Source organism: Ochrobactrum sp. MYb379, from assembly GCF_037479515.1.
Lineage (GTDB): Bacteria > Pseudomonadota > Alphaproteobacteria > Rhizobiales > Rhizobiaceae > Brucella.
In genome coordinates, this window is sequence record NZ_JBBGYW010000011.1 from 21,825 (window position 1) to 48,177 (window position 26,353).

Consider the following 26,353-nt stretch of genomic DNA (forward strand, 5'->3'; position numbering starts at 1 on the left):
TTGTTCGAAAAGATTGTGCGCCGTTATCAAAATCGGTCAGCATCTAATCCCTCCGCCGGTACAAACCGGATCAGGTTCAGCGGGTTAGCCGGAGTGCGGCCTCTCAGCCATTCAGTGATTGAATGGCACCCCGTTAGAGCAAGGTCGATAATAGTGCTTCACGCGTCCGAGAGCAAGCGATGAAGATGCGGGCTTTCGGGGATAATTTCCGCATGTTATGAGCGACTTATGAGTACATTTGTCATTCTTCTCGGCGGTGATCTTGTTGTCACAGAGCGCCTGAAACGTCAGATAGCCGGCGCAAGAGTTTTGGCGGCTGATGGTGGTATGCGTCACGCACAGGCGCTCGGTGTTGAACCGGAGCTTTGGCTGGGCGATTTTGATTCGACGTCTGAAGACTTGCTCGCGCAATATGCGCATGTGCCGAAAAAAACATTCCCCGCTGCCAAGGATATGACCGACGGAGAGCTGGCGCTCGAGGCAGCTTACGAACGAGGTGCTGAGCGCGTCATTCTTTGCGGGGCTTTTGGTGGTCCGCGTACCGATCACACGCTGCTGCATTTGACGATGGCGACGGCACAGGCAGCCAAAGGCCGTGATATTTTGCTCTCCAGCGGCGTTGAAGAAGCTTGGCCGCTGGTTGCCGGAGACTATGTTTATGATTTCCCAAATGGCACATCATTCAGCGTTGTAAATTTCTGCACCGTTGAAGGACTTTCGATCACAAATGCGGAGTGGCCGTTAGACAACGTGACCCTGCCTTTTGGTTCTTCATGGACAGTATCCAATATTGTACGTGGAACCCTTTGCATTTCTGCGCGTTCTGGTCTTGCGATACTTGTAGCGAGCTTAGATGAGCAGGCTCATCCTTAGGGTCGCCGCTAACCTTAATAATTGAAACCGCTTGACGCTGAGCGTCGAAACGTATTGTAAATATGTCAAGCGGGACGCCGAATTTGGGGACGCAACGTCGGTGTTAGTGTAACTCTAATAGGAGATTGTTTCATGAAATCACGTCTTTCCATGATCGCAATCGTCGGCGCGCTTGCGTTTTCAACAGCAGCATGCACGACGGGTGAACAGCGTACAGCCGGTTACGGCGTTGGCGGCGCAGCGCTTGGTGCGCTCGCAGGTGGCGCTATCGGCGGTAACGGTCGCGGTGCTTTGACTGGCGCTGCAATTGGTGCTGTTGGCGGTACGTTGCTCGGTGCAGCGACGACCCGTAACAATGTTCAATATTGCCGTTACCGCGATAATTACGGTCGCGTTTACGAAGCGCCTTGTAACTAAGACGCTTAAGCTATTTAAGTTTGAAAATAGGCCGGAGAAATCCGGCCTATTTGTTTTTCCGGGCCATATCATTTGACAGAACGCGTTTTGTCCCCGACAAGCAGGGCACAAATTTCAACGGCAGTTTTCAAAGAGAACCATGGCACCTCCGCTTCTTCGCCTCGACCAGATCAAGCTCACCTTTGGCGGCACACCGCTTCTGGAAGAAGCCGTCCTATCCGTGAGTGAGGGCGACCGCATTGCGTTGGTCGGCCGCAATGGTTCCGGCAAATCCACATTGCTAAAAATCGCAGCCGGGATGGTCGAAGCAACATCCGGTGAGATATTCAAACATCCGGGCGCGACTATTCGTTATCTGCCGCAGGTGCCGGACCTTGATGGTTATGCCAATGTGCGCGCTTATGTGGAGGCGGGTCTTGGACCGGCAGATGATCCGCATCGTGTGACCTATCTGCTTGAGCATCTTGGCCTGACCGGTGAAGAGAAGCCTGATCATTTATCGGGCGGTGAAGCGCGCCGTGCAGCCCTTGCACGCGTTATTGCTCCGCAACCTGACGTATTGCTGCTTGATGAGCCGACCAACCATCTTGATCTCAATACGATTGAATGGCTGGAAGATGAATTGCGTCAAATCCGGTCGGCCATTGTGCTGATCTCGCATGATCGTCGTTTCCTTGAAAATGTCAGCCGTTCGACTGTCTGGCTTGATCGCGGCATCACCCGTCGTATCGATCAGGGCTTTGGCCATTTTGAAGAATGGCGCGACAAGGTTCTGGAAGAAGAAGAGCGCGATCATCACAAGCTTGGTCGTCAGATTGCGCGCGAAGAGCATTGGCTGCGTTATGGCGTAACCGCGCGCCGTAAGCGCAATATGCGCCGTCTTGGCGAATTGCATTCGATGCGTTCCGATTTCCGCAATCATCGCAAAGCTCAAGGCACGGCCGTGCTGGCAGCAAGTGATTCCAAGGAATCCGGCAAGCTGGTGATTGAAGCCAAAAAGCTCAATAAGGCTTATGGTGAGCGCGTTCTCGTTCATGATTTCTCGACCCGCGTGCAACGCGGTGATCGTATCGGTCTTGTTGGTCCGAACGGAGCCGGAAAAACCACGCTCCTCTCGATTCTCACTGGCAAGCTTGCGCCTGATTCAGGCACTTTGCGCCTTGGTGTCAATCTGGAAATGGCTGAGCTAGACCAGAAGCGCGAAAGCCTCAATTTGGATGATACGCTGGCGCATTATCTCACCGATGGCCGTGGCGAAAGCCTCGTCGTCAATGGTGAGCAGCGTCATGTTGTTTCCTACATGAAGGACTTTCTTTTCCAGCCGGAACAGATTCGCACCCCGATCCGCGAGCTTTCCGGTGGTGAACGCGCGCGTCTTATGCTTGCGCGTGTTTTGGCACGCCCTGCCAATTTGCTGATCCTCGATGAGCCGACCAACGATCTCGATATGGAAACGCTCGATCTGTTACAGGAACTGGTTTCGGGTTTTCCCGGAACGGTTATCCTTGTGAGCCACGATCGCGATTTCCTTGATCGCACGGTGACGTCGGTGATAGCTCCGGAAGGCGATGGCAACTGGCTCGAATATGCTGGTGGTTATGCCGATATGATGGCGCAGCGTAAGGAGCAGGCGTTAGCGAAACGCAACCTCAATACGGCTACCGCTCGCTCTGGTGACAAGAGCGACGCAGCTGCTCAGCCTAAGCGTGAAGAAAAGCGCAAGCTTTCCTATAAGCAGAAATTTGCGCTGGAAACTCTGCCGGGCAAGATGGATGCACTGACAAAGGAAATGTCTGTGCTTGAAGGTAAGCTTGCTGATCCGCAGCTTTATGCAAAAGACCCGACACTGTTTGCCAAGACCGCCGATCTTCTCGATAAGAAGCGTTCCGAGCATTCTGCCATGGAAGAAGAGTGGTTGGAGCTGGAGATGCTGCGGGAAGAACTGGAAGGGTAGTTTACCCTTCCGTTTCGTTTTTGGTTAAGCGCTTGCCTTGTCGAGCAGGGCAATCGCTTCATCGTCCAGCTTGATCTGTGCTGCATCAATCAACTCATTGAGCTGGGTGAGACGAGTTGCACTGGCAATCGGTGAGGTGACAGCGGGTCGGGCAATCAGCCAGGCAATTGCAATCTGAGCGGATGTCGCATCATTGGCGCGGGCAACCTGATCGAGTGCTGCTATAATTCGCGATCCGCGATCAGTCAGATATTTTTCCACTGTTTGACCGCGCGCGCTCTGACCAAGGTCATCTTTCGAACGGTATTTGCCGGTTAGAAAGCCGGAAGCAAGCGAGTAATAGTTGATAACGCCGAGTTCGTTGTCACGGCAGATGGCTTCAAGTCCGTCTTCAAACCCTGCACGATCATAGAGATTATAGAGCGGCTGCAATGTTTCGTAGCGCGGCAGGCTGTGCTGCTTTGCGATATTAAGCGATTCTGTAAGCCGTTCTGGCGTCAGGTTTGATGCGCCAATTGCGCGAACCTTGCCCGCTTTGATCAGGTCGTGATAGGTGCCAAGAACATCTTCAAACGGCGTTTCTGGATCATCCCAATGCGATTGATAAAGATCGATATAGTCTGTTTGCAGCCGCTTGAGGGAGGCATCAACGGCTTTGCGAATATAGGCGGGAGAAAGACCCTTTTCGTCAGGCCCCATTTCTGATCCGACTTTGGTTGCGATCACAACCTTGTGACGAAGGCCGCGGGATTTCAGCCAATTGCCAATGATGGTTTCGGATTCGCCGCCGAAATTTCCCGGCGCCCATGCGGAGTAAACGTCCGCCGTATCAATGAAATTCAAACCTGCATCGACAAAACGGTCGAGAAGCGAGAACGATGTTGCTTCATCGACCGTCCAGCCAAATACGTTGCCGCCAAAACACAGCGGCGAAACCTCGAGTTCAGTACGTCCGAGTTTTCTAAACTCCATGGACCCTATCCTCTTCCTTTGCCTGCGGCCCCATTCGGAGCCGCAGCGTTATGATTTCAGGAAGAAGGAATTTGGGTCCAAGAATCAACCCATGCCAAGTGCATCCATATAAAGCTGGAGCATGGCTTCTTCTTCCTGACGCTCATGGTCTTCTTTTTTACGCAGACGAATAATGGTCCTTACGACCTTGCTGTCAAACCCCGAACCCTTCAATTCCGCGTAAACTTCCTTGATATCGTCGCCAATGGTCTTTTTTTCTTCTTCAAGGCGCTCAATGCGCTCGATGAAAGCACGCAACTGGCCAACAGCAATGGTCTGGGCTTCGCTGGTAATGTCGTCGCTCACGCGTTTCTCCAATTCAAAGTCGATTATGAATGCGGGTCAAAGGTCATCCGTTACAGGAACAGGACCGTTGCCGAAAGTCGGACTTAGTTTTTCTGCGAGTCGCAGGCAAAATTAAGAGCCATCGGGCTTAGAAATGCGCTTTTTATCGCTGATGGGCTGTGGATAGCGGGCAAAGGATCAGCCAACCAAGCCAGATCGCGAGCCGAAATGCCGGATTTCGTGGATCTCAGGCATCGCGTTGATCTTTGCCAGCATCGGCGCCAGCAGTTCTGCCCATTGTGTTGACCCGGTTTTGTCAGCAATCAAATCCTGCCGCACTTCAATAAGCACGTTCGCATAGCCTCTGGCTGTTGCATGGCGATACAGCGCATCGTTCTTAAGCGCGCCATCATAAGGTTCGTTATCGCCGACGACCAATCCGGCCTCATTGCGCAGCATGGACAGAAAAGGCGTAACGCCACGCGGGTCGGAATCCCACAAAAGCCCGATATGCCACGGACGGTCTTTGCCACGCCAGTTTGGCGTAAAGGAATGGATGGCGACGATAAACGGTGCTTTGCCACTTTCGGCAGCAACCCGCGTGCTCATCGAGGCAATGGCGTCGTGATAGGGGCGATAGAAACGGTCGAGGCGATTTTCGCGTTCTTCCGGTGTCATTGGATAGTTACCGGAAATCACCGCCCCGTCTGACAATTGCATGACGAGTGTCGGGTCGTCTTCGCCGCGATTGGGATCAATCAGTAATCGAGAAAAGCCACCCATGACCGCCGGTGCGTTAAGCTTGGCTGCGAGCTGCCGTGTCAGTTCCTCTACGCCGATATCATAGGCGATATGCCGTTCAAACTCACTCTCCGCGAGACCCAGATTGCCATATTCAGCAGGCAAATCACGGCGGGCATGATCAGCAGTCAGAAGCAGACCAAGGCTAAGGTTGCCATCGACCTGATGGACGGGTGAAAATGACGGATCAAATGACATGGATGCAGCTTCTTGGGTGGGATTTCTGTCATAAATCGCAAGTAGTTTCAGCTCTGTCATGAGAAAGTCGGTATTGCAACGATCATTCTCAAAAGAAAGGTGAAGGAGTTTCCGGATTGAGGCAAGGCAGGAATCTAATCGTTTAAATTGAGCGAAAATCGCTATGCAGTTTGATTGGAAATGCTGTAACTGATTTGTTCTCTCCGGGATTGCGTTGACATCAAAGGCGAAACTGCCGAAAAGAGATCGACCGAAAGAGGATTTCCTTGCGTGAGACAAAAGCGATTGCGGACTGAAGGAGTTCGGCGAATGCGACTTCCAGTGTTTTTGGGTTTGTTTTCCAGTGTGCTTGTGGGCGCTCTGGGTCTGACATCCATGGAAGCGCGCGCTGATTTTCGAGTATGTAACTCAACTCAGAATCTGGTTGGTGTTTCCATTGGCTACAGAGCCAAAGCCGGCTGGGTGACTGAGGGCTGGTGGCATATTGATGGCTCCACCTGCAAGACGCTGATCGAGGGGCCGTTGACCTCCCGATATTATTATCTTTTCGCAGAAGATTCTCAGAGCGGCGGTCGCTGGGAAGGCAAAGTGAACATGTGTGTTGCGGAAAAAGAATTCCGCATCACGGGTGTTCAGGACTGTTTTGCCCGTGGTTTCCAGCGCAATGGCTTTCAGGAATACGATACCGGGGAACAATCGAGCTGGATGGTACAGCTCACGGACGAAACGCCGTTAGAAAACTCCACAGTTACAGGAACGAATAACCCATGAAGCGCAACCGCAAGGTCAAGATTCTCGCCACACTCGGCCCGGCGTCTGGCGAGGAATCCGTTATCCGTCAGCTTTTTGAAGCAGGCGCAGACGTTTTCCGTATCAATATGAGTCATGCCGATCATGACATGATGCGTACGCTTGTGAAGCGCATCCGCAATGTAGAAAAAGAACTTGGTCGTCCGATCGGCATTCTGGCCGATCTTCAGGGTCCAAAGCTTCGCGTTGGCAAGTTCAAAGATACCAAAGTCACATTGACAGTTGGTCAGACTTTTACGCTAGACAACAATCAAGAGCCGGGCGACGAAACCCGCGTTTATCTTCCGCATCCCGAAATTCTGGAAGCTGTGGAAGCTGGTCATCGTCTTCTGATCGATGACGGCAAGCTGGAACTGATTGCAGAATCAAGCGACGGTAAGTCGATTGTTTGTAAGGTTGTTGCTGGAACCAGCATTTCCGATCGTAAGGGCGTAAGCCTGCCGGATACCACGTTGGGTGTCGGCGCTCTGACCGAAAAAGATTACAAGGATTTCGACGCGGTTCTGAAGGAAGACATCGACTGGGTTGCCCTGTCGTTCATTCAACGTCCGGAAGATCTGATCGAAGCACGCAAGATTTCAGGTGGCAAGGTCGGCCTGATGTCGAAGATCGAAAAGCCGCAGGCTGTCACCCGTCTTGACGAGATCATTGAACTCTCCGACGCTATCATGGTTGCCCGTGGTGATCTTGGCGTTGAAATGCCACTGGAAAGCGTTCCGGGCATTCAGAAGCAGATGATCCGCAAGGCACGCCGCGCTGGTAAGCCGGTTGTGGTTGCCACGCAGATGCTCGAATCAATGATCACCGCACCAGTTCCAACCCGCGCTGAAGTGTCGGACGTTGCGACAGCTGTGTTTGAAGGTGCAGACGCGGTTATGCTTTCGGCAGAATCGGCTTCCGGTCAGTATCCGGTTGAAGCTGTTGCCACGATGAACCGCATTGCGGAAAAGGTTGAACGCGAGCCGACCTATCCGGGCATTCTGGATGCGCAGCGCGCAATTCCTGAGCCAACGGGTTCTGATGCAATTGCTTTGGCTGCACGTCAGATCGCAGAAACGCTGAACCTTTCGGCAATCGTCACGTACACGGCTTCGGGTGCAACCGGTCTTCGTGCGGCGCGCGAGCGTCCTCGTACACCAATCATCGCGCTGTCGCCAATTGTTGAAACCGCACGTCGTCTGTCGGTTGTCTGGGGTCTGCATTGCGTTGTCACAGAAGACGCGCATGATCTGGAAGACATGGTCGATCACGCTTGTCAGGTCGTATTCAAGGAAGAGTTCGGTAAAGCTGGTGATCGTCTGATCGTTACCGCTGGCGTGCCATTTGGAACACCGGGTGCAACCAACCTTCTTCGCATCGCCTACATTGGAGCCGACGGTCAGTCTTCTACTGACTAAAACCGGCGGCATTCGGTTTTTAGAGCGCCGTGCGTCCTATTGGACGCACAAAGGACGCTCTAAATTATTGAAACTACGCATCGTGCCTTCCAAAAATCATTTCCGATTTTTGGGCAGATGCCGGAGTGGCCTGCAAATGGTGTGTTTTTTCGCTTCCGGTGCTCACGTACGTTAAGTACGCTGCGCGCCGGTTCTCAAATCCCACCATTTTCGGCTCACCATAATTCCGAATTCCATCCAGTTTTGGGTGGGCTTCACAGATAAGAAAAAACGCGCTCCTTTCGGGGCGCGTTTTTGTTTGTATCGCTTTGAGAGAATCAGGTGCGGGTGTCGCTCAGCTCTTCCGTGAGATCGAGCAGGTTCTTCTGCGCATCACGCATCATCGGATTAACCTCGAGCGCTTTCTCATAGGCCTTCAGAGCTTGTTCCTTGAGGCCACGAGCGCGCAGAATGTCCGCCATGCCGGTTAGCGCACCATAATGGCGCGGCTCAAGCTCTAGCGTGCGATTGATGTCAAACATGGCATGCGCATAATCATTGCGCAGGTAATACACCGTCGCACGACGATTCCATGCTTCTGCGTAATCGGGATTGATCGCGATGGCTTCATTGAGAAAATCGAGCGCTGATGTATAGCGCTTTTCAAGCATCGCTGAATTGGCCCATTGCACCAGAAGGTCCACCGTGGCGCTGCCAGATTGCTGCCAGATTTGATTGATCTGAATCGTCAGGCGACGAGCCTTAGTCGCATCCGATGTGCGCTTGAGATCAGCAAAAAGCTTATCGAGACGCTCTTCAGGCGTCTGGTCAGCTTGATCTTGAGGCTTGGGAGCAGGCTTTTGTTCGCTGTCGGCACCGGTCTGCACAGGCAGGATAGGGGCGGTCAGCTGAGGCTTCGTATCGGCGAGGGCAGGGCTTGTGATAAGCAAAGCTGCGCTAAAGACCGATAGGAGCGTGATATGTATTGGATAAGCAAAAACGTTCCGCATACGCATAATGTTGATTATACGTAGCGAAACGTCAAATGCAAAATCAGAAATAAGATTAGCCCTGACGTGCCTTGAAGCGCGGAGCAGTCTTATTGATGATGTATACGCGGCCCTTACGACGAACGAGCTGGCAGTCACGATGACGGCCCTTGAGCGCCTTGAGCGAATTCTTGATCTTCATGTCAATCACCGGTCTTGGTTGGGCCCATCGACAGCACGTGTCGCGGGGCGGCATAAAAACAGGCGCCCAAGGCGCCAATTGGTTACAGGCAGTATTCCTGCCCGAAGGGTTGGCCGAAATACACAATATTTCAGCTGAATGTCAACTCCTGCGCCGCAGATTCACGAAGACTGGTCCCGAAAATCTTGCCGCAGGGCCTACAAACGCAGGAATCTGATGGATTCCTGCGTAATGCTTAGCGTGCGCGGGTGCGAATGCGGGTCACATGACCCATTTTGCGGCCCGGGCGGGCTTCTTTCTTGCCGTAGAGATGCAGCACAGCATTCGATTCTGCGAGAATCGCCGGAACCTGCTCAATATCGTCGCCGATCAGGTTTTCCATCACGCAATCGGAATGACGCATAGTGTCGCCAAGAGGCAGGCCTGCGACGGCACGAATATGTTGTTCAAACTGCGAGATCGCGCAGGCAGCCTCCGTCCAGTGGCCGGAATTGTGCACGCGTGGCGCAAACTCATTGGCAAGCAATGTGCCGTCAGCAAGAACGAAGAACTCAAGTCCAAGGACGCCGACATAATCAAGCGCATGAAGAAGCTTCTCAGCGGCCTTGCTAGCGGTTTCGGCAGTTTGGGTTGAGATTGCTGCAGGAACTGTCGAAGTCGACAGAATGCCGTCCTTATGGACGTTTTCTGAAATATCGAAGATCGCAACATTGCCTTGGCGGTCGCGCGCTGCAATCACAGAAACTTCGCGCTCAAAAGCGACAAAGCCTTCAAGGATTGCCGGTGCGTGCTTGATCGCGTGAAGCGCGTTTTTCGCTTCGCTTTCGTCAAGCGATGTGAGGCGGACTTGTCCCTTGCCATCATAGCCAAGGCGACGGGTTTTCAGAATACCGCGTTCGCCAAGTGCTGCGAGTGCTGCAATGAGCGATTCTTCATCGTCGACAAGGCGCCACGGGGCGGTTTCGATGCCGCTTTCATTGAGGAATTGCTTTTCGGTAAAGCGGTCCTGTGAAATCTCAAGTGCGGCTGGTGGTGGAAACACGAGCGCCGATTCCGCAAGCTTGTCAGCTGCTGATACCGGAACGTTCTCAAATTCATAGGTGATGACGTCAGACGCCGCAGCGAGCTGTGCAAGCGCTGCTGGGTCATCGTAGGCCGCAATAATCTGACGGTTGGCCACCTGTGCTGCCGGGCAATCTGCCTGCGGCTCGAGAATGATGGTCTCATAACCAAGGCGTGCCGCTGCCATAGCGAGCATACGCGCCAACTGGCCGCCGCCGATGATGCCGATTGTAGAACCGGCCTTCAACGCTGAAACTGTCATATCAGACCTCATCAGATGGGCGTTCTGCAACGCTTTCGGTCTGTGCAGTGCGCCATTCGTCAAGACGTGCGGCCAGCGCGTCGTCATAAAGGGCAAGTACGGCCGCTGATAGAAGCGCTGCGTTGACAGCGCCCGCGCGACCAATGGCGAGTGTGCCTACCGGGATACCCGCGGGCATCTGCACGATGGACAGAAGTGAGTCTTGACCAGAAAGTGCTTTCGACTGAACTGGCACACCAAAAACCGGGAGCGGGGTCATCGCTGCTGCCATGCCGGGGAGGTGGGCCGCGCCGCCAGCACCGGCAATCACAACTTTGAAGCCTTCAGCCTTTGCGCCTTTGGCAAAAGAAACGAGGCGATCAGGAGTACGATGTGCCGAGACGATGCGCGCATCGAAAGATATACCCAATGCATCAAGCGTATCAGCGGCATGGCGCATTGTTTCCCAATCGGATTGGCTTCCCATGATGATTGCGACATCTGCACTTCTGCTCATTGATCCGTCCTGCTTCTTTAGATCATGGATTGAAAAACAAAGCCGGGCGAACCCCGGCTATGAAACGTCTTTTATGTTATGCTCAGGCGATGATGTCAGGGATGACCTGATCTTCCAGTTCCTGAAGCTTGTCTTTGATTGCGAGTTTTTTCTTTTTCATGCGCTGGATGCGCAGCTGATCGCAGCCGACCTGCATCATGGCATTTATAGCTGCATCGAAATCCGCGTGTTCCTGTTTCAGACGTGCGACGACCAATCTAACTTCGGCCTGATCCTGATCGGACATGCGGCTTGCCCCATTTCTTAAAAATAATATTACGGGCCGCTCCAGAGTGGTGCAGACCCGTTTCAGGCGAAGCCTTTATCACATTTTTCGTGATTGGAAAATCCTACCAAAACAAATTCGACTTTGCATCAAACTCATGCCACAGTGTCATTGTTCTGTCATGAACAACGGTTGCTGAATGAACTGTTGAATGGCAGCCGGGACTGCGTAACTGGCCCGGATAGCAGGAGGTGTACTACCGGGCGTTTGCGCAGGTGAGAGCGGATGGAGCCATTTGTTGGCAAAAGCTGCAACATGGCCCTGTCCTTTGGTAAATCAATCAAAGGAGAATTGATGATGGCTATCGAGTCCCATCTTGCCACGCTTGAACAGAAGCACGGCGCTTTGGAAGAGGAAATCTCCGAAGCTTTAGCGTCACCGGCAATTGATGACCTGCATGTTACGTCTCTCAAGCGCAAGAAGCTGGCTCTCAAAGAGCAGATTGAAAAGCTAAAAATTCAAGTGACGCGTCACTGATCCCCAAGCACGGTGTTCAACGCCCTTAACTGTTGATATTGCATCGTTTTTATAGGCTTATGATAGAGCGCGTTTCGATCTGATTAAATCAGATCGGCGCGCTGAATATTCGTTTTAATGAGCATCTTGTCAGAAAATGGAAACCCACTTTCGGGGATGCGCTCTAAATAAGCGATGTCGAGCAATTATTCTTTAAATATTGGCGGCTGCGTTACAGCCGCCGAACATCTTTATTTAATTGGCTTCGCTTTCCGCCCGTGGGTCGAGATTCATCCCCTCAGGCGTTGCACTCTTCACCGATGGCATGCTCTTAAACTGCTCTTTTTCTGATTTCGGTATCGATGCCCGTCTGCGGGAGCGAAACAGCGCGTAGCCCGTTATCGAAATATGCGCGAGCGCTGTGATGGCAAACAGGCCTGATGGCCAGAAAATATCCATCGCAGCCGCAGCCAGCAAGGGTCCGAGCATGGTGCCGAAGCCATATAGCAACAGCAGCCCACTCGATACTTTCACGAAGCTTTCAGATGTAGCGTGGTCATTCGCATGGGCTACTGCGACAGGATAAAGTGCATAGGCAAGTGCCCCATAACAGCCGGTCATGATGATGATAACCTTGCCGTTGGATGGACCGATAATAAAGGCTGCAAGGCCAACAAGGGCTGCAAGTGAAGCCACGCCAGCCAGCACATAACGGCGGTCAATCAGATCGGAAATGCGACCCACGGGTATTTGCATTAAAGCGCCAGCGGCAATTGTCACACTGACCATGAGCGCGATTTCCGGGGTCGAAATGCCTGATTTTGCGCCGAAAACTGCGCCAAGTGTGCCCCATGCACCGTTTGCAATGCCGATCAGGATACAGCCGACAAATGCGGCGGGTGAGTTGCGATAAAGTGCCTTCAGGTCAAGCTGCACTTCGGTCAGTGGCTTAGGGCTGACGGCAGTGGACATGGCGGTTGGTATAAGAGCCAAGCAGAAAAGAATGCCGGTGATCATAAAAAGGTGATCAGAACGAATATCGCCATTCGCCACCATCATCTGACCGCTCATGGTCGCACCGTAGTTGACCATCATATAGAGGCCGAAAATCTTGCCGCGCGATTCATTGGTGGCGCGCTCGTTGAGCCAGCTTTCAATGACCATGAAAGCGCCTGCCATTGAGAAGCCGGTAAATGTGCGCAGAATGATCCAGGACACCGCATCGATATAGATGCCAGATAAAAGTGCGATGATGGCCGCAGAGGCAGCGAAACAGCCAAAAGCACGCACATGGCCGACACGCCGCACAAGACGCGGTGCAAACAGACAGCCAGCAACGAATCCACCTGCCCATGTGGTGCCGAGCAAACCAAGCGATGCGACGGAGAAGCCTTCTAGCCCGCCGCGCAACGGCAGAAGCAGACCATGGAGGCCCGAGGCCATCAACAGAAAGGCTGTGCCGCAGAGCAGCGCCAGAACCTGAATATAAATGCGCAAGATCACGTTCCCGGGATTTTATGAAGTCGCTTTAATGCCACTTCGCTTTATCATTGATGACGAAACAGGGCAGTCTTAGAGCGTGTCGCACTTATTCGTATCCATAGCGCTCGCTCTAACTCCTGGTTCTTACGCATGTCGTTATCGGAAAAACGGTTCCCACTTTTCCGCGACATGCTTTAGCGGAAAAGGGCTTCAGCCGCAGCGCGACTGTCTCCCTTCTTAAGTCTCTCGGCTTTTAGGCGTTCTATTTCGGACTGGAGCAAAGCGATGTGCTGGTCGATTTCGATAACCGACAGCAGCGATAATTCTTCATCGCTAAGAACCACACTGTTGCGTGGTTTTGTAACATCTTCGTCAAAACCGCTCATGGCCTTCCTCCGGAGTCTATGATGGGCTTATAAAGAGAGAAAAGATTTAACACCTTGAATCTTCGCATATATATTTCCAGAAATCGATGATGATTTCTCTGAATTTGCCCAGCATGCCGATATGTGCGGCAAATATGCGACGATAGGACAAAACAGGAGCTTTGATCATGACGGCTGAATTGCCTTCCCAAATGACTGCAATCGAAATCGCGCAGCCGGGTGATGCGAATGTATTGCAACCTGTTGAGCGCGCAGTACCTCAGCCAAAAGTTGGCGAAATACTGGTGCGGGTTCGCGCTGCGGGCGTGAACCGTCCTGATGTATTGCAGCGACAAGGCAGTTATGCCCCACCAGCCGGAGCGTCAGACATTCCGGGATTGGAAATTGCGGGTGATGTTGTAGCAATTGGTGAAGGCGTTAAGCGTTATCGTATCGATGATGCGGTTGTCGCGCTTCTCGCTGGTGGCGGTTATGCAGAATATGCGACGGTGCATGAAAGCACTGCTCTGCCGTTGCTATCTGGCTATAGCTACAGTGAAGCGGCCGCAATTCCGGAGACTTTCTTTACCGTCTGGCACAATGTGTTTGAACGCGGCGGCTTGAAAGAAGGCGAAACGCTGCTGATCCATGGCGGATCATCTGGCATTGGCACCACGGCCATTCAGCTTGCGAAGGCTTTTGGTGCGAAGGTGATCATTACAGCTGGCTCCACTGACAAATGCGAAGCCTGTCTGAAGCTCGGTGCTGACCGCGCGGTGAATTATCGTGATGAAGATTTTGTCACTGTGGTGAAGGAGTTCACCGGCGGCAAGGGCGCTGATGTTATTCTTGATATGGTTGGCGGCGATTATGTTGATCGCAACTACAAGGCTGCGGCTGAAGATGGTCGCATTGTGCAGATCGCTTTTCTAAATGGTGCTAAGGCTACGGCGAATTTTGCAATCCTGATGACCAAGCGTCTCACCCATACTGGTTCGACATTGCGATCGCGTTCTGTGGAGTTCAAAGCAGGTATCGCGCGTGAATTGGAAGCAAAAGTTTGGCCGCTTCTGGCGGAACGTAAGGTTGCGCCGGTGATGGATATGACGTTCCCACTGAAAGATGCGTGCAAAGCGCATGAGCGCATGGAAGGCAGTCAGCATATCGGCAAGATCGTGCTCGAAGTTGCCTGATTTTATTCAATGAAAAGAGAACATGGGATGGGATGGCAGCAGTTTCTTGCTCTGCGCTTAAAAAAAATATATACAGACCGTGATTTCCCGGAATTTGTGGTTTTTCCCACGGCCCGCCCTACCGGAGCGGACGAACAAGAGGATTATATCTAATGGCCACCCAGCTTCTTATGCCGAAGGCAACGGCAGTCTGGCTCGTTGATAATACGGCTCTGTCCTTTGATCAGATCGCTGGCTTGTGCAAGCTGCATCCGCTCGAAGTGAAGGCGATTGCGGACGGCGAGGCCTCGCAGGGCATTAAGGGCCTGGACCCGGTTATCTCTGGCCAGCTTTCGCGCGAAGAAATCGCGAAGGGCGAAAAGGATCCATACCATCGCTTGAAGCTTTCCGAGCCAAAGGTTCGCGTACCGGAAGCCAAGCGTAAAGGTCCACGTTATACCCCGCTTTCAAAGCGTCAGGATCGTCCGAATGCGATTCTTTGGCTGGTTCGCAATCATCCAGAATTGAAGGATGCACAGGTTTCGCGTTTGGTTGGAACGACAAAGTCGACCATCGAACAGATTCGCAACCGTACGCATTGGAATTCGGCAACTTTGACCGCAATGGACCCGGTAACGCTTGGTCTTTGCACGCAGATTGATCTCGATCTTGAAGTTGATCGTGCAGCACGCAGCCGTCCTGTTGTCGAAGCCGACAGCACATTGCTGCCAGCATCGGCGACCGAAAACTTCGATTTCCGCGATGTGGCTCCTGAAGAAGAAGAGCTGGATGCGGAAAAGGTTTTCGCAAAGCTTTCTTCACTGAAGAGCACAAACACCGACGAAGACGAAGAATAAGATCGTCTTCGATGAACATAGAAAACCCGCCGGTCAGGCGGGTTTTTCATTTTAAGCTGGATGGCGTTTCAATCTTTAAAGGAATTCCATTCGCTTAATTCCATGAGTCGATAAAAGTCAGCCAGTGTTTTGCCGCGTTCTGAGCGGAATGTGCGACCAGCTTTGTCAGCAGCTATAATCCGATCCGTGCGAAACGTGCGGAAAGCATTGCGCAGCTCGCACCAGCCGATCACTGTCCAGACCTTACCCCAGAACCAAAGGCCGAGCGGACGGATATCGCGCTCACTCTCACGCGCTTCAAGATCACGATAGCGGATATTAAGCACCGTGCCTTCATCGACCGCGCGTTCAACGGCATCGATGATGCGCCGCTCATCCACACTGATAGATGTAGACGGTGCATGAATTTGCGTGCTGGTGATGCGCGCGCGTTCTTCCTTCGGCAGAACGGCTTCAATCTTCACCAATGCTTCTTCTGCACCGCGTGCCATAGAAACACCGCCCCATGCGCGGATCAGGCGTGCGCCCGCTACCAGTGCCACAATTTCATCGCGGGTAAACATCAGCGGCGGTAGCTCAAAGCCCTGACGCAGAATATAGCCGACACCAGCCTCCCCATCGATAGGAACGCCAGTTGATTGAAGATCGGCTATGTCGCGATAGATGGTGCGTTCGGAGACTTCCAGCCGTTCGGCCAGCTGGCGCGCAGTGACAAGCCTGCCACCGCGCAGGTGCTGAACAATCTGGAAAAGGCGGTCTGCTCGGCGCATGGTGATCTCAAGTATATTCGCGTGCAAAGAGCGCGCGCATTTGGCCAATACGTTCCCGTTCGGTTGGAAACAGCGTTTCTAGAAAAACAGCAGCGAAGGTGCCGGGTGCTGTACCCGGTGCCGAAACGATGCGTTTGTCCGCAACAGCATTCGGCACATCCTCATAGCGATCAGCACCCGCATATTGCGGTGCGCGCTCCGCGATCCATTCGCGGCCATTGCTGGTGTGATTGACGCCATTGAATATACCCGCGCGGGCTAGTGCAAGTGTTGCGCCGCAAATGCCACCAACTACACCGGATCTTTCGGCAATGGCGCGCAAGAGCGCCGTCATATCAGGAGCCTGTGGCGTCGCCCATAGATCGGAGCCGATAACGGCAATAGCGTCGAGATCAGCATTTTCTTGCAGGTCCGTGCTGCGATCGGGTGTTAGCCGAAAGCCGCTGAGCGAACGGACTTCCAAACCTGCGGGCGCAAGTGAAACGGTGTTTACGCCGAACCATTCGCGTGCTGATGCCGATAAAAATCCATATTCCCAATCAGCAAAGCCCTCAACGAAGACAAAACCGATCGTTTTGGTTTTCGCCATGGTGTTATTTCCTCTCATCGGCAGCGTTACGGCGCTGTTCGAGATAACGGTCCGGCCAGCCCATGTCCTTGCGCAGCTCGCTTGGAAGATTGTCGAGTGCGCGCTGTGTCAGCACAAAGCGCCGACGTTCATTTTGTCTGCGCCTGTATTCCTTCAGAATTGCCAGCAGTGGTGCGATTGCGAGTGCCATGGTGAATCCCTCATCTGTAAGAATGCACTATGACACAGTGCTCCTGACAACTCTCTGTCAGGAGTGAGCGTGATTTTCACGGTTTAAAACGCGGGTCTGCCGTGTAGCTGAGCGGTAGGCGTCCGCCGTCAGCATAAATGGTCTGGCCGGTGATGAAACTCGAATCGTTTGAGGCCAGAAATGAAGCAATTGCTGCAATTTCAGCGGCTTGACCGATTCGACCCAATGGTGTGCGGTCGAGTATTTTCTTGCGTGCCTCTTTGTCTGTATTCACCGCAGCAAGCATATCGGTTTCAATCGAACCGGGGCCAATCGCATTGACGCGGATACCCCATTTGGCAAGTGCCACTGCCATTGTGCGTGTCAGCTGGTTCATGCCGCCCTTGGAGACAGAATAAGCGAGCTGTTCCGGCAGGCCATAAATGGCATTGATCGACGACATGTTGATGATTTTGCCAGCGTCGCCACCGGCTTCCACGCGTGCGACCATGCGTTTTGCAACAGACTGCCCGCAGAGAAATGCACCTTTAAGATTGACGCGCATCACCCGGTCGAAATCATCTTCTTTCAGGTCTAGAAAATCGGACTGATGCACAATACCGGCATTGTTGACGAGAATATCGATCTCGCCAAGATTGGTCGTGGCATAGGTCAGCAGATTATGAATGTCGAGCTTGTCACCGACATCGCATGCAATCGACAGAACCTTGCCAAATTGCTCCAGATCTTTCATGGCTTTTGTGGCGGCTGTACCGTCAATATCCGATAAAACAACGCTTGCACCATCCATCAGGAAGCGTTTGGCGATGGCATAGCCGATGCCCCGCGCAGCCCCTGTGATGATTGCGACCTTGCCTTCTAACTGCATTCATCATTCTCCGAATTTTGCCGGAGAGTGGACCGGCGAGTTTCGCCGGTCAATGCATGATAAATAAATTAGACAAACGCTAGACCGATGTGGCGCTCTCGCAGAACAGTGCTTATCTCGTCCAGAATTGCCGGGTCATCGATGGTGGCGGGCATTTTCCATTCCGCACCATCAGCGATTTTTTGGATCGTTGAGCGTAAAATTTTGCCGGAGCGGGTCTTGGGCAAGCGCTTTACCGTGAGAGCCAGCCGGAAAGCTGCAATCGGACCGATGGCATCGCGAATCATGCTGACGCATTCCTTTTCGACTTCCTGAATATCGCGGTGGATATTGGATTTGAGGACGAGAAATCCGCAAGGCACCTGACCTTTGACAGAATCGGAAATGCCAAGCACCGCGCATTCTGCAACATCCGGATGGCTGGAAAGCACTTCTTCCATGGCGCCCGTCGAGAGACGGTGGCCAGCGACGTTGATGATATCGTCGGTGCGGCTCATGATGTAGAGATAGCCGTCTTCATCCATATAGCCCGCATCGGCAGTCTTATAATAGCCGGGAAATTCGTTGAGATAGGCTTTGCGGAAGCGCTCATCGGCGTTCCACAGGGTTGGCAAGCAACCGGGCGGCAAGGGCAACTTAATCAGGATGTTTCCAAGCTGGCCGCGTTCGACTTCATGACCTGCATCGTCAAGCACTTGAATGTCATAGCCGGGCAGGCAAACCGCGGGTGAGCCATATTTGGTTTCAAGCAGGCCGAGACCAAGCGGATTTGCGACCATCGGCCAGCCGCTTTCTGTTTGCCACCAATGGTCAATCACGGGACAGCCGAGCAGATTTTCAGCCCAGTGGATAGTGTCGGGATCGGCACGTTCACCGGCGAGATAGAGTGCGCGGAATTTGGAAAGATCGTGTTTGCGTACGAAATTGCCGTCCGCATCGTCTTTTTTGATGGCACGCAAAGCCGTTGGCGCGGTGAACATCACTTCCACATTGTGTTCAGCGATGATGCGCCAATAGGTGCCTGCATCTGGCGTGCCAACGGGCTTGCCTTCAAAAAGGATGCTGGTGGCACCGGCAATGAGTGGTGCATAGACAATATAGGAATGGCCGACGACCCAGCCGACATCAGATGCCGCCCAGAACACTTGTCCTGGTTCAACGCCGAAGACATTTTTCATCGACCAGGTAAGCGCCACCATATGCCCGCCATTGTCGCGCACAACACCTTTCGGTTCGCCAGTGGTGCCGGATGTATAAAGCACATAAAGTGGATCAATAGCATCAACCGGCGTACAGAGAACGTGACGACCGCGGGCAGCATCGACGGATGTGCGGTAATCGATGTCGCGGCCTGCAACGGGATTATGCGGATGCTGCTCGCGCTGAAGGATGATGCAATGTTCGACCTTATGACGGGCCGTGGCAATCGCCTTGTCGAGCATCGCCTGATAGGGCACGACGCGGGTGGGCTCAATCCCACAGGAACCGGCGATAATCATCACCGGCTTTGCATCATCAATACGGGTTGCTAGTTCATTGGCGGCAAAGCCACCAAACACAACGGAATGCACGGCACCAATGCGCGCTGAGGCCAGCATTGCGATCGCTGCTTCAGGCACCATTGGCATGTAGATAAGCACGCGGTCGCCTTTGCTCACGTTATTGTCGAGCATGACAGACGAAAGCGCTTCGACCTCTTCGAGCAATTGGCGATAGGTGAACTTGCGCACGGAACCCGTCACCGGGCTTTCATAGATGAGTGCCACCTGATCGCCGCGCCCATTGGCGACATGACGGTCGAGCGCATTATAGCACGTGTTGCATTCAGCGCCTTTAAACCAGCGCCCATAGACGCCTTCATCGCTCGCAAAAACCTGATCCCATGGCTTGAACCAGTCAATGGCTTTAGCCGCCTCGGCCCAGAAGCCCTCTGGGTCTTTCTGCCATGCAGCATAGGTTTGCGCATATTTCGATGTCATGCCGTTCCTCCCAGACGCACGCTCTGACCGGCCTATAGCCTGTAAAAGCGTTGCGATAACATGCTGGATGAAAGCGCAAGATTTGGCTCGTTGGCCTTATCTCCTCCACACGCTTTTCATCTCCTCCGGGGATGAGTGTAAGCCGATGAGCGAAGTTTCGTCCATCAAACTAAAGATGAATAAACATATCAAAGTCGGGAATGCAGTGATCAGACTTGCAGCAGGCCTGTTGCTACGTCACAAGGAAGAATGAGAGGTGCTTCGTGACCAAAATTTTGCCGGTGCTGCTTATGGCCCTCATGGCGTTGCATATTATCAAGCCGCTGGGCTGGCCGGGACTGAAAAAGCGCGGTGATTTTTGGAAGATTGCGGTGTTTGCAATTTTCGCTATGGCGCTAGTCGTCGGGTTTCATTTCGCTGAAAGCTAAAATTATCAATTAGCGCACGATTTTATTGATATTTTCGCGGCTTAACAGCCATTTTAGCCATAATTGGGTTTTGAAATGGCGGTGAAAAATCCCATCTAAAGGCGACTAGAGCATTTCCAGTTTTCATTGAATCATTAGAAATGCTCTATCTATTTGTTTTTTTACGCGCGTCTTGTTCCGAAAACCGTTTCACACTTTTCGGGATGCGCTCGAGTTATAGGAGGAGAGATGCGACGTGCCCTGTTAAGCCTGCCATTCATGCTGGCTGCATCGATGATCGCCGTTCCGATGCAAACCGCATTCGCGGAAAGTATCAATGCAGGAAGCAGGCAAGCCACCACTGAGTTGCCTTTCAATATAGCGCCAGTGGCGGAATTCGACACACCATGGGCGATTGCATTTTTGCCGGGCGGAAAACTAATCCTCACCGAAAAGGGTGGCAAAGCTTTTGTCGTAACCCAAAAGGGTGAAAAGACTGAAATTTCTGGTCTTCCGGAAGTTCTCTATAGCGGCCAGAACGGATTGCTGGACATTGTGCCAGCACCTGATTTTGCTAAGAGCAAGGCGATTTATTTCACCTATGTCATGCCGGAAAATGGTGGCGGCAGCCTTGTGCTGGCGCGTGCGACTTTGTCTGAAGGCAAAGGCAAGGCTGAGTTCAAGAACCTTGAGGCAATCTGGAGGCAGTCGGCGGTTGCCAAGGGTGGACAACCCGGCGGCAAGATCGCATTCTCGCCCGATAAAAAGCATCTGTTTCTGTCCGTTGGCGATCGCATGATCCCGGCCACTGCGCAGGATGAGAACTCCCCGATGGGCAAGGTTCTGCGTATGAACCTTGATGGTTCTGTTCCGAAAGACAATCCTCATGCATCAGAAGAGGGTGTTAAAGCGCTGACATGGAGCATGGGGCATCGCAATCCCTATGGGCTTGCTTTCGCACCTGATGGCAAGCTCTGGGAACATGAGATGGGACCGCGCGGTGGCGATGAATTCAATCTCATTAAGCCGGGTTTGAACTATGGTTGGCCGGTTGTTTCCAATGGCGACAATTATAGTGGACGGCCTATTCCACGGCATAGCACACGACCGGAATTTGAAGCGCCGATGCTGTTCTGGACGCCGGTGATTTCACCGGGTGGACTTGCTTTTTACAAGGGTAAGCAGTTTTCGGACTGGAACGGTTCTGCGCTGATCGCAGGCCTTTCATCGCAGGCATTGATCCGCGTCACGATTAACAGTGACGGTCAGCCGAATGAAGCAGAGCGCTTTGCGATGGAAAATCGTATCCGCGATGTGGCGGTTGCGCCTGATGGTGCGATCTGGGTGATCGAGGATGATAATCCGGGCCGGTTGTTAAAACTGACGCCTAAGCCATGAAGAAAAAGCCCCGGTTTCCCGGGGCTTTCTTTTTTACTTCTTTAAGACATCAACGCCTGGAAGCGGCTTGCCTTCCATCCACTCAAGGAATGCGCCGCCCGCGGTCGAGATATAGGTGAAGTCGTCGGCAACGCCTGCATGATTAAGCGCTGCAACCGTATCGCCGCCGCCGCCGACCGAAACAAGCTTGCCAGCTTTCGTGCGGGCTGCAACATGCTTTGCAGTCTTTACGGTTGCCGCATCGAACGGGCGCAGCTCAAATGCACCGAGCGGGCCGTTCCAGATGAGCGTTGCTGCATCATCAATGGCCGAAGCGATCAGATCAGTTGAAAGCGCGCCTGCATCAAGAATCATGCCGTCGCTTGGTACACCATCAACGCCGTAGGTCTGGTTTGGTGTGTCGGCAGCAAAGTGCCAGCCCACAACCGCATCAACCGGCAGAATGATCGCGCATTTGGTCTTTTCAGCCTTAGCCATGATTTCGCGTGCGGTATGTGCAAGATCATGTTCGCAAAGCGATTTGCCAACATCGTGGCCCTGTGCAGCGAGGAAAGTATTGGCCATGCCGCCGCCGATGACGAGCGCATCGACCTTTTCAATCAGGTTTGAAAGCAGGTCGAGCTTGGTGGAAACCTTGGCACCGCCAACGATTGCAACAACCGGACGTGCTGGCTGGCCGAGGCCTTTTTCAAGCGCTTCAAGTTCAGCCTGCATGCCACGGCCTGCATAGGCTGGCAGCACGTGTGCCAAACCTTCGGTCGAGGCATGAGCGCGGTGTGCAGCCGAGAATGCATCGTTGACGAAGATGTCGCCGTTTGCAGCAAGTGCCGCCACAAATTCAGGATCGTTCTTTTCTTCGCCCTTGTGGAAGCGGGTGTTTTCGAGAAGCAGGACGTCGCCGTCTTTCAGTGCATCGACTGCGGCTTTGGCTTTTTCGCCAATGCTGTCTTCCGCAAAATGCACACCATGACCAAGAACCTTGGCGAGCGGCTTTACGACATGCTTCAGCGAGTTTTCATCAGACGCCACACCCTTCGGACGACCGAAATGGGCGAGCAGGATAACCTTTGCACCCTTCTTCGAGAGTTCCGCAATGGTTGGAACAATACGTTCGATACGGGTGAGGTCTGTTACCTCGCCGTTTGCCATTGGCACGTTGAGGTCTACGCGAACCAGAACGCGCTTTGATTTGACGTCGACATCATCAAGGGTGCGGAAAGCCATTTTTCTTCTCTCGGTTTTGAATATGTAATTGAAAACGCCCCTTCGTGATTGAAGGGGCGTTGTCAGTTATTAGATCAGCTTGCCCATAGCGACTGCGGTGTCGCTCATGCGGCTGGAGAAGCCCCATTCATTGTCGTACCACGACAGGATACGAACCATCGTGCCGTCCATAACCTTGGTCTGGTCGGTGTGGAAGATCGACGAATGCGGATCGTGGTTGAAGTCGTGCGATACCAGCGGTTCATCGGTGTAACCGAGGATACCCTTGAGGCGGGCATTGGCAGCTTCGCGGATCGCATTGTTGATTTCTTCAACAGTGGTGGTGCGCTTTGCAATGAAAGTCAGGTCAACAACCGAAACATTCGGGGTTGGAACGCGGATTGCAACGCCGTCGAGCTTGCCTTTCAGTTCTGGCAGAACCAAACCAACAGCCTTTGCAGCGCCCGTCGAAGTTGGGATCATCGAAAGAGCTGCTGCGCGTGCGCGGTAGAGATCCTTATGCATGGTGTCCAGCGTTGGCTGGTCGCCCGTGTAAGAATGGATCGTGGTCATGAAGCCCTTTTCGATGCCGATGGCATCGTTAAGAACCTGTGCCACTGGCGCAAGGCAGTTGGTGGTGCAAGAAGCGTTGGAAATGACCAAATGGTCTTTCGTCAGCTTGTCGTGGTTGACGCCGTAAACGACAGTCAGGTCAGCGCCGTCGGCAGGTGCCGAAACGATAACGCGCTTTGCGCCGGCTTCAAGATGAAGGGCTGCTTTGTCGCGCGATGTGAAAATGCCGGTGCATTCCAGAGCGATGTCGACGTTTTCTTCTTTCCACGGCAGTTCAGCCGGGTTGCGAACAGCGTGAACCTTGATCGGACCGTAGCCAACGTCGATGGTGTCTCCAACGACTTTTACTTCCTTTGGAAAACGACCGTGAACGCTGTCATAGCGCAGCAGATGCGCATTTGTTTCGACCGGACCAAGATCGTTGATTGCAACGACCTGAATGTCGGTGCGGCCCGATTCGACGATAGCGCGAAGGACATTACGGCCGATGCGGCCAAAACCGTTGATTGCGACGCGAACTGTCATTTTCTCTAATTCTCCCAAAAGGGTTCTGCATATGCAGTGACTTGATAAAACAGCTAAGGCCTTAAGCCCTAACTGGAAACTTAAACGCCGGCGTGTTTAGCGCCGGCGTTTGAACATTATGCGGCGTTGAGCTTCTTTTCCGCAGCTTCAGCAGCGTGTTCTGCTGTGATGCCGAAGTGCTTGTAAAGATCGTTGATCTCGCCCGAAGCGCCGAAGCCCTTCATGCCGATGAACACGCCGTTTTCGCCGATGAAGCGTTCCCAGCCCATCGAAAGACCAGCTTCGATTGCGACCTTAACGGAAGCATCGCCGAGCGTTGCCTGCTTGTAAGCGTCGCTCTGTTCTTCAAACAGCTCGAAGCATGGAACCGAAACAACGCGGGTTGCAATGCCCTTGGCTTCGAGAAGGTCACGAGCCTTAAGCGCGATTTCTACTTCGGAACCAGTTGCGAAGATCGAAACCTTTGCATCGCCCTTTGCAGCTGCAAGTTCGTAAGCGCCGAATGCGGAGAGGTTTTCTTCGCGGTGATCGGTACGAACGACAGGCAGGTTCTGACGGGTCAGAGCGAGCGTCGAAGGGGTGCCCTTCGAATGCAGAGCAATCTGCCAGCATTCTGCAACTTCCACAGCGTCTGCCGGACGGAAGACATTGTGGTTTGGAATAGCGCGCAGAGCTGCAAGATGCTCAACCGGCTGGTGGGTCGGGCCGTCTTCGCCAAGACCAATCGAATCATGGGTCATGACGTAAACAACGCGGATGCCCATCAGCGACGACAGACGCATTGCCGGACGGCAATAATCCGAGAAGCACATGAAAGTGCCGGAGTAAGGGATCAGACCGCCATGCAGCGTGATGCCGTTCATGGCAGCAGCCATGCCGTGTTCGCGGATACCATAGTGGATGTAACGACCACCGTAGTTTTCTGGCGTAACAGCCTTGGTCTGGCTGGTCTTGGTGTTGTTGGAACCGGTCAGGTCGGCAGAGCCGCCCAGCGTTTCAGGCACAACGCCGTTGATCACTTCCAGAGCCATTTCGGACGACTTGCGGGTCGCTACCTTTGGCTTTTCAGCGGAAAGCTTCTTCTTGTATTCGTTGATCGCGTCATCGAAGTTTGCAGGCAGGTCGCCACGCATACGGCGTTCGAATTCAGCGCGGGTTTCCGCATCGACATTCGCCAGACGCTTTTCCCATTCCAGACGCTTCTTCGCAGCGTTCAGACCAGCAACGCGCCATGCATCGAGAACTTCAGCAGGAACAACGAAAGGTTCAGCCGACCAGCCAAGTGCCTTGCGTGTTGCAGCGATTTCTTCTGCACCGAGCGGCGAACCGTGGACCTTGTTGGTGCCAGCCTTGTTTGGCGAACCAAAACCGATAGTGGTCTTGCACGCGATGAAGGTTGGCTTTTCCGAAACCTTGGCAAGCTCAATTGCCTTGGCAATCGCGTCCTGATCGTGACCATCAACAGCAATGGTGTTCCAGCCCGAAGCGGCGAAACGTGCTGGCTGATCGGTGTTGTCGGACAGCGAGATCGGGCCGTCGATGGAGATGTTGTTGTCATCCCAAAGAACGATCAGCTTGTTAAGCTTCAGGTGGCCGGCAAGCGAGAGAGCTTCCTGGCTGATGCCTTCCATGAGGCAGCCGTCACCAACAACCGCATAGGTGTAGTGGTCAACAAGGCTGTCACCGAACTGTGCATTCAGAACGCGTTCGGAAAGCGCCATGCCAACAGCATTGGCAATGCCCTGTCCGAGCGGACCAGTTGTGGTTTCGATACCAGCGGCATGACCGTATTCTGGGTGACCAGCAGTACGTGCGCCGAGCTGACGGAAATTCTTGATTTCCTCAATCGAGATGTCTTCGTAGCCCGAAAGGAAGAGCAGCGAATAAAGAAGCATCGAGCCGTGACCTGCGGAAAGCACGAAGCGGTCGCGATCTGGCCAATGTGGGTTCTGTGGGTCATGCGACAGGAAGCGCGTGTAAAGCGCGGTCGCAATATCGGCTGCACCCATCGGGAGTCCGGGATGGCCGGAGTTGGCTTTTTCAACCGCATCAATCGAGAGGAAGCGGATTGCATTGGCCAACTGATTTTGTTTATCGGAATTCGTCATGGTCTCAGCCGTCTTTCCAGAGTGGTTTGAACGGGGTTGCGGCGATGCCTCGGGACTGAAGCACGAATTTCTTATACTAAACGATTTAATCTATTTAAACCGATTAAATGCATGAGATGCTCGCGCTGCAGAAGGCTTTGGGACACATAGCACCTGCGACCAAGGAGTCAACAAAACGATAGCTTTTCGACAATAAACACTCCGCGATCAGGCGCGAAATGCGGGCAATTGTTGGGGCGGCTAACACTGAAAAGCCTTTTTTGCGCTGATAACGGTGCATGAACGGGGTCAAAGCCCCCTCATTTGTTGCTTATCGGGCTCACGATTATTACAGTCTTTTTAAAGATGCC

Annotated in this window: 28 protein-coding genes and 1 riboswitch; of the genes, 10 read left to right on the forward strand and 18 right to left on the reverse strand. The window is 53.1% G+C overall.

Translation table 11 applies throughout. The annotated features are described in order from the left end of the window. Positions 1 to 30: 30 nt before the first annotated feature. A riboswitch (TPP riboswitch) is annotated at positions 31 to 143 on the reverse strand. Between the two features lie 85 nt (positions 144 to 228). The 3 genes from WH356_RS17590 (at position 229) to WH356_RS17600 (ending at position 3,244) form a co-directional block, all read left to right on the forward strand. Beyond that, complete coding sequence (locus tag WH356_RS17590) at positions 229 to 873, forward strand: thiamine diphosphokinase (RefSeq protein WP_339513123.1); 645 nt, start codon at positions 229 to 231, stop codon at positions 871 to 873. A 132-nt stretch (positions 874 to 1,005) separates the two neighbouring features. Continuing rightward, positions 1,006 to 1,290, forward strand: coding sequence for a glycine zipper domain-containing protein (locus WH356_RS17595; RefSeq protein WP_094578220.1), 285 nt, complete (start codon positions 1,006 to 1,008; stop codon positions 1,288 to 1,290). A gap of 139 nt (positions 1,291 to 1,429) precedes the next feature. Next, positions 1,430 to 3,244: an ABC-F family ATP-binding cassette domain-containing protein gene (locus WH356_RS17600; RefSeq protein ID WP_339513128.1), complete on the forward strand. Its 1,815-nt coding sequence runs from the start codon at positions 1,430 to 1,432 to the stop codon at positions 3,242 to 3,244. Positions 3,245 to 3,268: 24 nt separating this feature from the next. Here WH356_RS17600 and WH356_RS17605 read toward each other — a convergent pair whose 3' ends face one another. From WH356_RS17605 to WH356_RS17615, 3 genes are all read right to left on the reverse strand, one after another. Next, the gene (locus WH356_RS17605; RefSeq protein ID WP_339513130.1) at positions 3,269 to 4,216 is read right to left on the reverse strand and encodes an aldo/keto reductase; all 948 of its coding nucleotides are present in this window, start codon (positions 4,214 to 4,216) and stop codon (positions 3,269 to 3,271) included. 84 nt (positions 4,217 to 4,300) lie between these two features. Next, entirely contained in the window at positions 4,301 to 4,561 is a 261-nt protein-coding gene (locus tag WH356_RS17610; RefSeq protein WP_007876730.1) for a DUF2312 domain-containing protein, read from the reverse strand. Between the two features lie 177 nt (positions 4,562 to 4,738). Next, positions 4,739 to 5,539, reverse strand: a complete 801-nt coding sequence (locus tag WH356_RS17615; protein ID WP_339513312.1) for an N-formylglutamate amidohydrolase — start codon at positions 5,537 to 5,539, stop codon at positions 4,739 to 4,741. Positions 5,540 to 5,848: 309 nt separating this feature from the next. Between WH356_RS17615 and WH356_RS17620 the strand changes: the two genes are divergently transcribed. Together WH356_RS17620 and pyk are read left to right on the forward strand one after the other, a co-directional pair. Then, positions 5,849 to 6,310 (forward strand): DUF1036 domain-containing protein, encoded by a 462-nt coding sequence (locus WH356_RS17620; RefSeq protein ID WP_339513132.1) that lies wholly within the window; start codon positions 5,849 to 5,851, stop codon positions 6,308 to 6,310. Beyond that, positions 6,307 to 7,746, forward strand: coding sequence for a pyruvate kinase (gene pyk, locus WH356_RS17625; RefSeq protein ID WP_339513134.1), 1,440 nt, complete (start codon positions 6,307 to 6,309; stop codon positions 7,744 to 7,746). Before WH356_RS17620 ends, pyk begins: the two co-directional genes overlap by 4 nt. A gap of 317 nt (positions 7,747 to 8,063) precedes the next feature. Here the strand turns inward: pyk and WH356_RS17630 are convergent, their stop codons facing one another. The 5 genes from WH356_RS17630 to WH356_RS17650 form a co-directional block, all read right to left on the reverse strand. Further along, complete coding sequence (locus WH356_RS17630) at positions 8,064 to 8,675, reverse strand: tetratricopeptide repeat protein (RefSeq protein ID WP_421566185.1); 612 nt, start codon at positions 8,673 to 8,675, stop codon at positions 8,064 to 8,066. 115 nt (positions 8,676 to 8,790) lie between these two features. Further along, a complete protein-coding gene (ykgO, locus tag WH356_RS17635; RefSeq protein WP_075657282.1) occupies positions 8,791 to 8,916 on the reverse strand; it encodes a type B 50S ribosomal protein L36 in 126 nt (41 codons plus the stop codon). Between the two features lie 235 nt (positions 8,917 to 9,151). Further along, complete coding sequence (locus tag WH356_RS17640) at positions 9,152 to 10,240, reverse strand: 5-(carboxyamino)imidazole ribonucleotide synthase (protein WP_339513139.1); 1,089 nt, start codon at positions 10,238 to 10,240, stop codon at positions 9,152 to 9,154. A 1-nt stretch (position 10,241) separates the two neighbouring features. Next, entirely contained in the window at positions 10,242 to 10,736 is a 495-nt protein-coding gene (gene purE / locus WH356_RS17645) for a 5-(carboxyamino)imidazole ribonucleotide mutase (RefSeq protein WP_339513141.1), read from the reverse strand. Positions 10,737 to 10,818: 82 nt separating this feature from the next. After that, on the reverse strand, positions 10,819 to 11,022 hold the full coding sequence (locus tag WH356_RS17650; protein ID WP_339513143.1) for a YdcH family protein: 204 nt from the start codon (positions 11,020 to 11,022) through the stop codon (positions 10,819 to 10,821). A gap of 333 nt (positions 11,023 to 11,355) precedes the next feature. Between WH356_RS17650 and WH356_RS17655 the strand changes: the two genes are divergently transcribed. Then, complete coding sequence (locus tag WH356_RS17655) at positions 11,356 to 11,538, forward strand: YdcH family protein (RefSeq protein WP_250041152.1); 183 nt, start codon at positions 11,356 to 11,358, stop codon at positions 11,536 to 11,538. A 234-nt stretch (positions 11,539 to 11,772) separates the two neighbouring features. Here WH356_RS17655 and WH356_RS17660 read toward each other — a convergent pair whose 3' ends face one another. Together WH356_RS17660 and WH356_RS17665 are read right to left on the reverse strand one after the other, a co-directional pair. Then, on the reverse strand, positions 11,773 to 13,014 hold the full coding sequence (locus WH356_RS17660; RefSeq protein ID WP_339513145.1) for an MFS transporter: 1,242 nt from the start codon (positions 13,012 to 13,014) through the stop codon (positions 11,773 to 11,775). Between the two features lie 179 nt (positions 13,015 to 13,193). Next, the gene (locus tag WH356_RS17665; RefSeq protein WP_250041148.1) at positions 13,194 to 13,385 is read right to left on the reverse strand and encodes a DUF1192 domain-containing protein; all 192 of its coding nucleotides are present in this window, start codon (positions 13,383 to 13,385) and stop codon (positions 13,194 to 13,196) included. Positions 13,386 to 13,552: 167 nt separating this feature from the next. Here WH356_RS17665 and WH356_RS17670 point away from each other — a divergent pair, with 167 nt between their 5' ends. Beyond that, positions 13,553 to 14,557, forward strand: a complete 1,005-nt coding sequence (locus WH356_RS17670; RefSeq protein ID WP_339513148.1) for an NAD(P)H-quinone oxidoreductase — start codon at positions 13,553 to 13,555, stop codon at positions 14,555 to 14,557. Between the two features lie 152 nt (positions 14,558 to 14,709). After that, positions 14,710 to 15,393, forward strand: a complete 684-nt coding sequence (locus WH356_RS17675; RefSeq protein WP_339513150.1) for a DUF1013 domain-containing protein — start codon at positions 14,710 to 14,712, stop codon at positions 15,391 to 15,393. A gap of 68 nt (positions 15,394 to 15,461) precedes the next feature. On the opposite strand, the gene WH356_RS17680 is transcribed toward WH356_RS17675, so the two are convergent. The 5 genes from WH356_RS17680 to WH356_RS17700 form a co-directional block, all read right to left on the reverse strand. Further along, entirely contained in the window at positions 15,462 to 16,163 is a 702-nt protein-coding gene (locus tag WH356_RS17680; RefSeq protein WP_339513152.1) for a helix-turn-helix transcriptional regulator, read from the reverse strand. Between the two features lie 7 nt (positions 16,164 to 16,170). Continuing rightward, positions 16,171 to 16,752, reverse strand: coding sequence for a DJ-1/PfpI family protein (locus tag WH356_RS17685; protein ID WP_339513154.1), 582 nt, complete (start codon positions 16,750 to 16,752; stop codon positions 16,171 to 16,173). Between the two features lie 4 nt (positions 16,753 to 16,756). Then, a complete protein-coding gene (locus WH356_RS17690) occupies positions 16,757 to 16,942 on the reverse strand; it encodes a hypothetical protein (protein WP_339513156.1) in 186 nt (61 codons plus the stop codon). Positions 16,943 to 17,018: 76 nt separating this feature from the next. Beyond that, positions 17,019 to 17,810: an SDR family NAD(P)-dependent oxidoreductase gene (locus WH356_RS17695; protein WP_339513157.1), complete on the reverse strand. Its 792-nt coding sequence runs from the start codon at positions 17,808 to 17,810 to the stop codon at positions 17,019 to 17,021. A gap of 68 nt (positions 17,811 to 17,878) precedes the next feature. Beyond that, positions 17,879 to 19,789: a propionyl-CoA synthetase gene (locus WH356_RS17700; RefSeq protein WP_339513158.1), complete on the reverse strand. Its 1,911-nt coding sequence runs from the start codon at positions 19,787 to 19,789 to the stop codon at positions 17,879 to 17,881. 263 nt (positions 19,790 to 20,052) lie between these two features. Here WH356_RS17700 and WH356_RS17705 point away from each other — a divergent pair, with 263 nt between their 5' ends. Further along, positions 20,053 to 20,217 (forward strand): hypothetical protein, encoded by a 165-nt coding sequence (locus tag WH356_RS17705; protein ID WP_421566187.1) that lies wholly within the window; start codon positions 20,053 to 20,055, stop codon positions 20,215 to 20,217. A 228-nt stretch (positions 20,218 to 20,445) separates the two neighbouring features. Further along, the gene (locus WH356_RS17710; RefSeq protein WP_339513162.1) at positions 20,446 to 21,594 is read left to right on the forward strand and encodes a PQQ-dependent sugar dehydrogenase; all 1,149 of its coding nucleotides are present in this window, start codon (positions 20,446 to 20,448) and stop codon (positions 21,592 to 21,594) included. Between the two features lie 33 nt (positions 21,595 to 21,627). Here the strand turns inward: WH356_RS17710 and WH356_RS17715 are convergent, their stop codons facing one another. The 3 genes from WH356_RS17715 to tkt all read right to left on the reverse strand — a co-directional run bounded on the left by WH356_RS17715 (position 21,628) and on the right by tkt (position 26,003). Continuing rightward, positions 21,628 to 22,818: a phosphoglycerate kinase gene (locus tag WH356_RS17715; protein WP_339513164.1), complete on the reverse strand. Its 1,191-nt coding sequence runs from the start codon at positions 22,816 to 22,818 to the stop codon at positions 21,628 to 21,630. A 69-nt stretch (positions 22,819 to 22,887) separates the two neighbouring features. Beyond that, entirely contained in the window at positions 22,888 to 23,895 is a 1,008-nt protein-coding gene (gene gap / locus WH356_RS17720) for a type I glyceraldehyde-3-phosphate dehydrogenase (RefSeq protein ID WP_339513166.1), read from the reverse strand. A gap of 116 nt (positions 23,896 to 24,011) precedes the next feature. After that, the gene (tkt, locus tag WH356_RS17725; RefSeq protein WP_339513168.1) at positions 24,012 to 26,003 is read right to left on the reverse strand and encodes a transketolase; all 1,992 of its coding nucleotides are present in this window, start codon (positions 26,001 to 26,003) and stop codon (positions 24,012 to 24,014) included. Positions 26,004 to 26,353 lie beyond the last annotated feature (350 nt).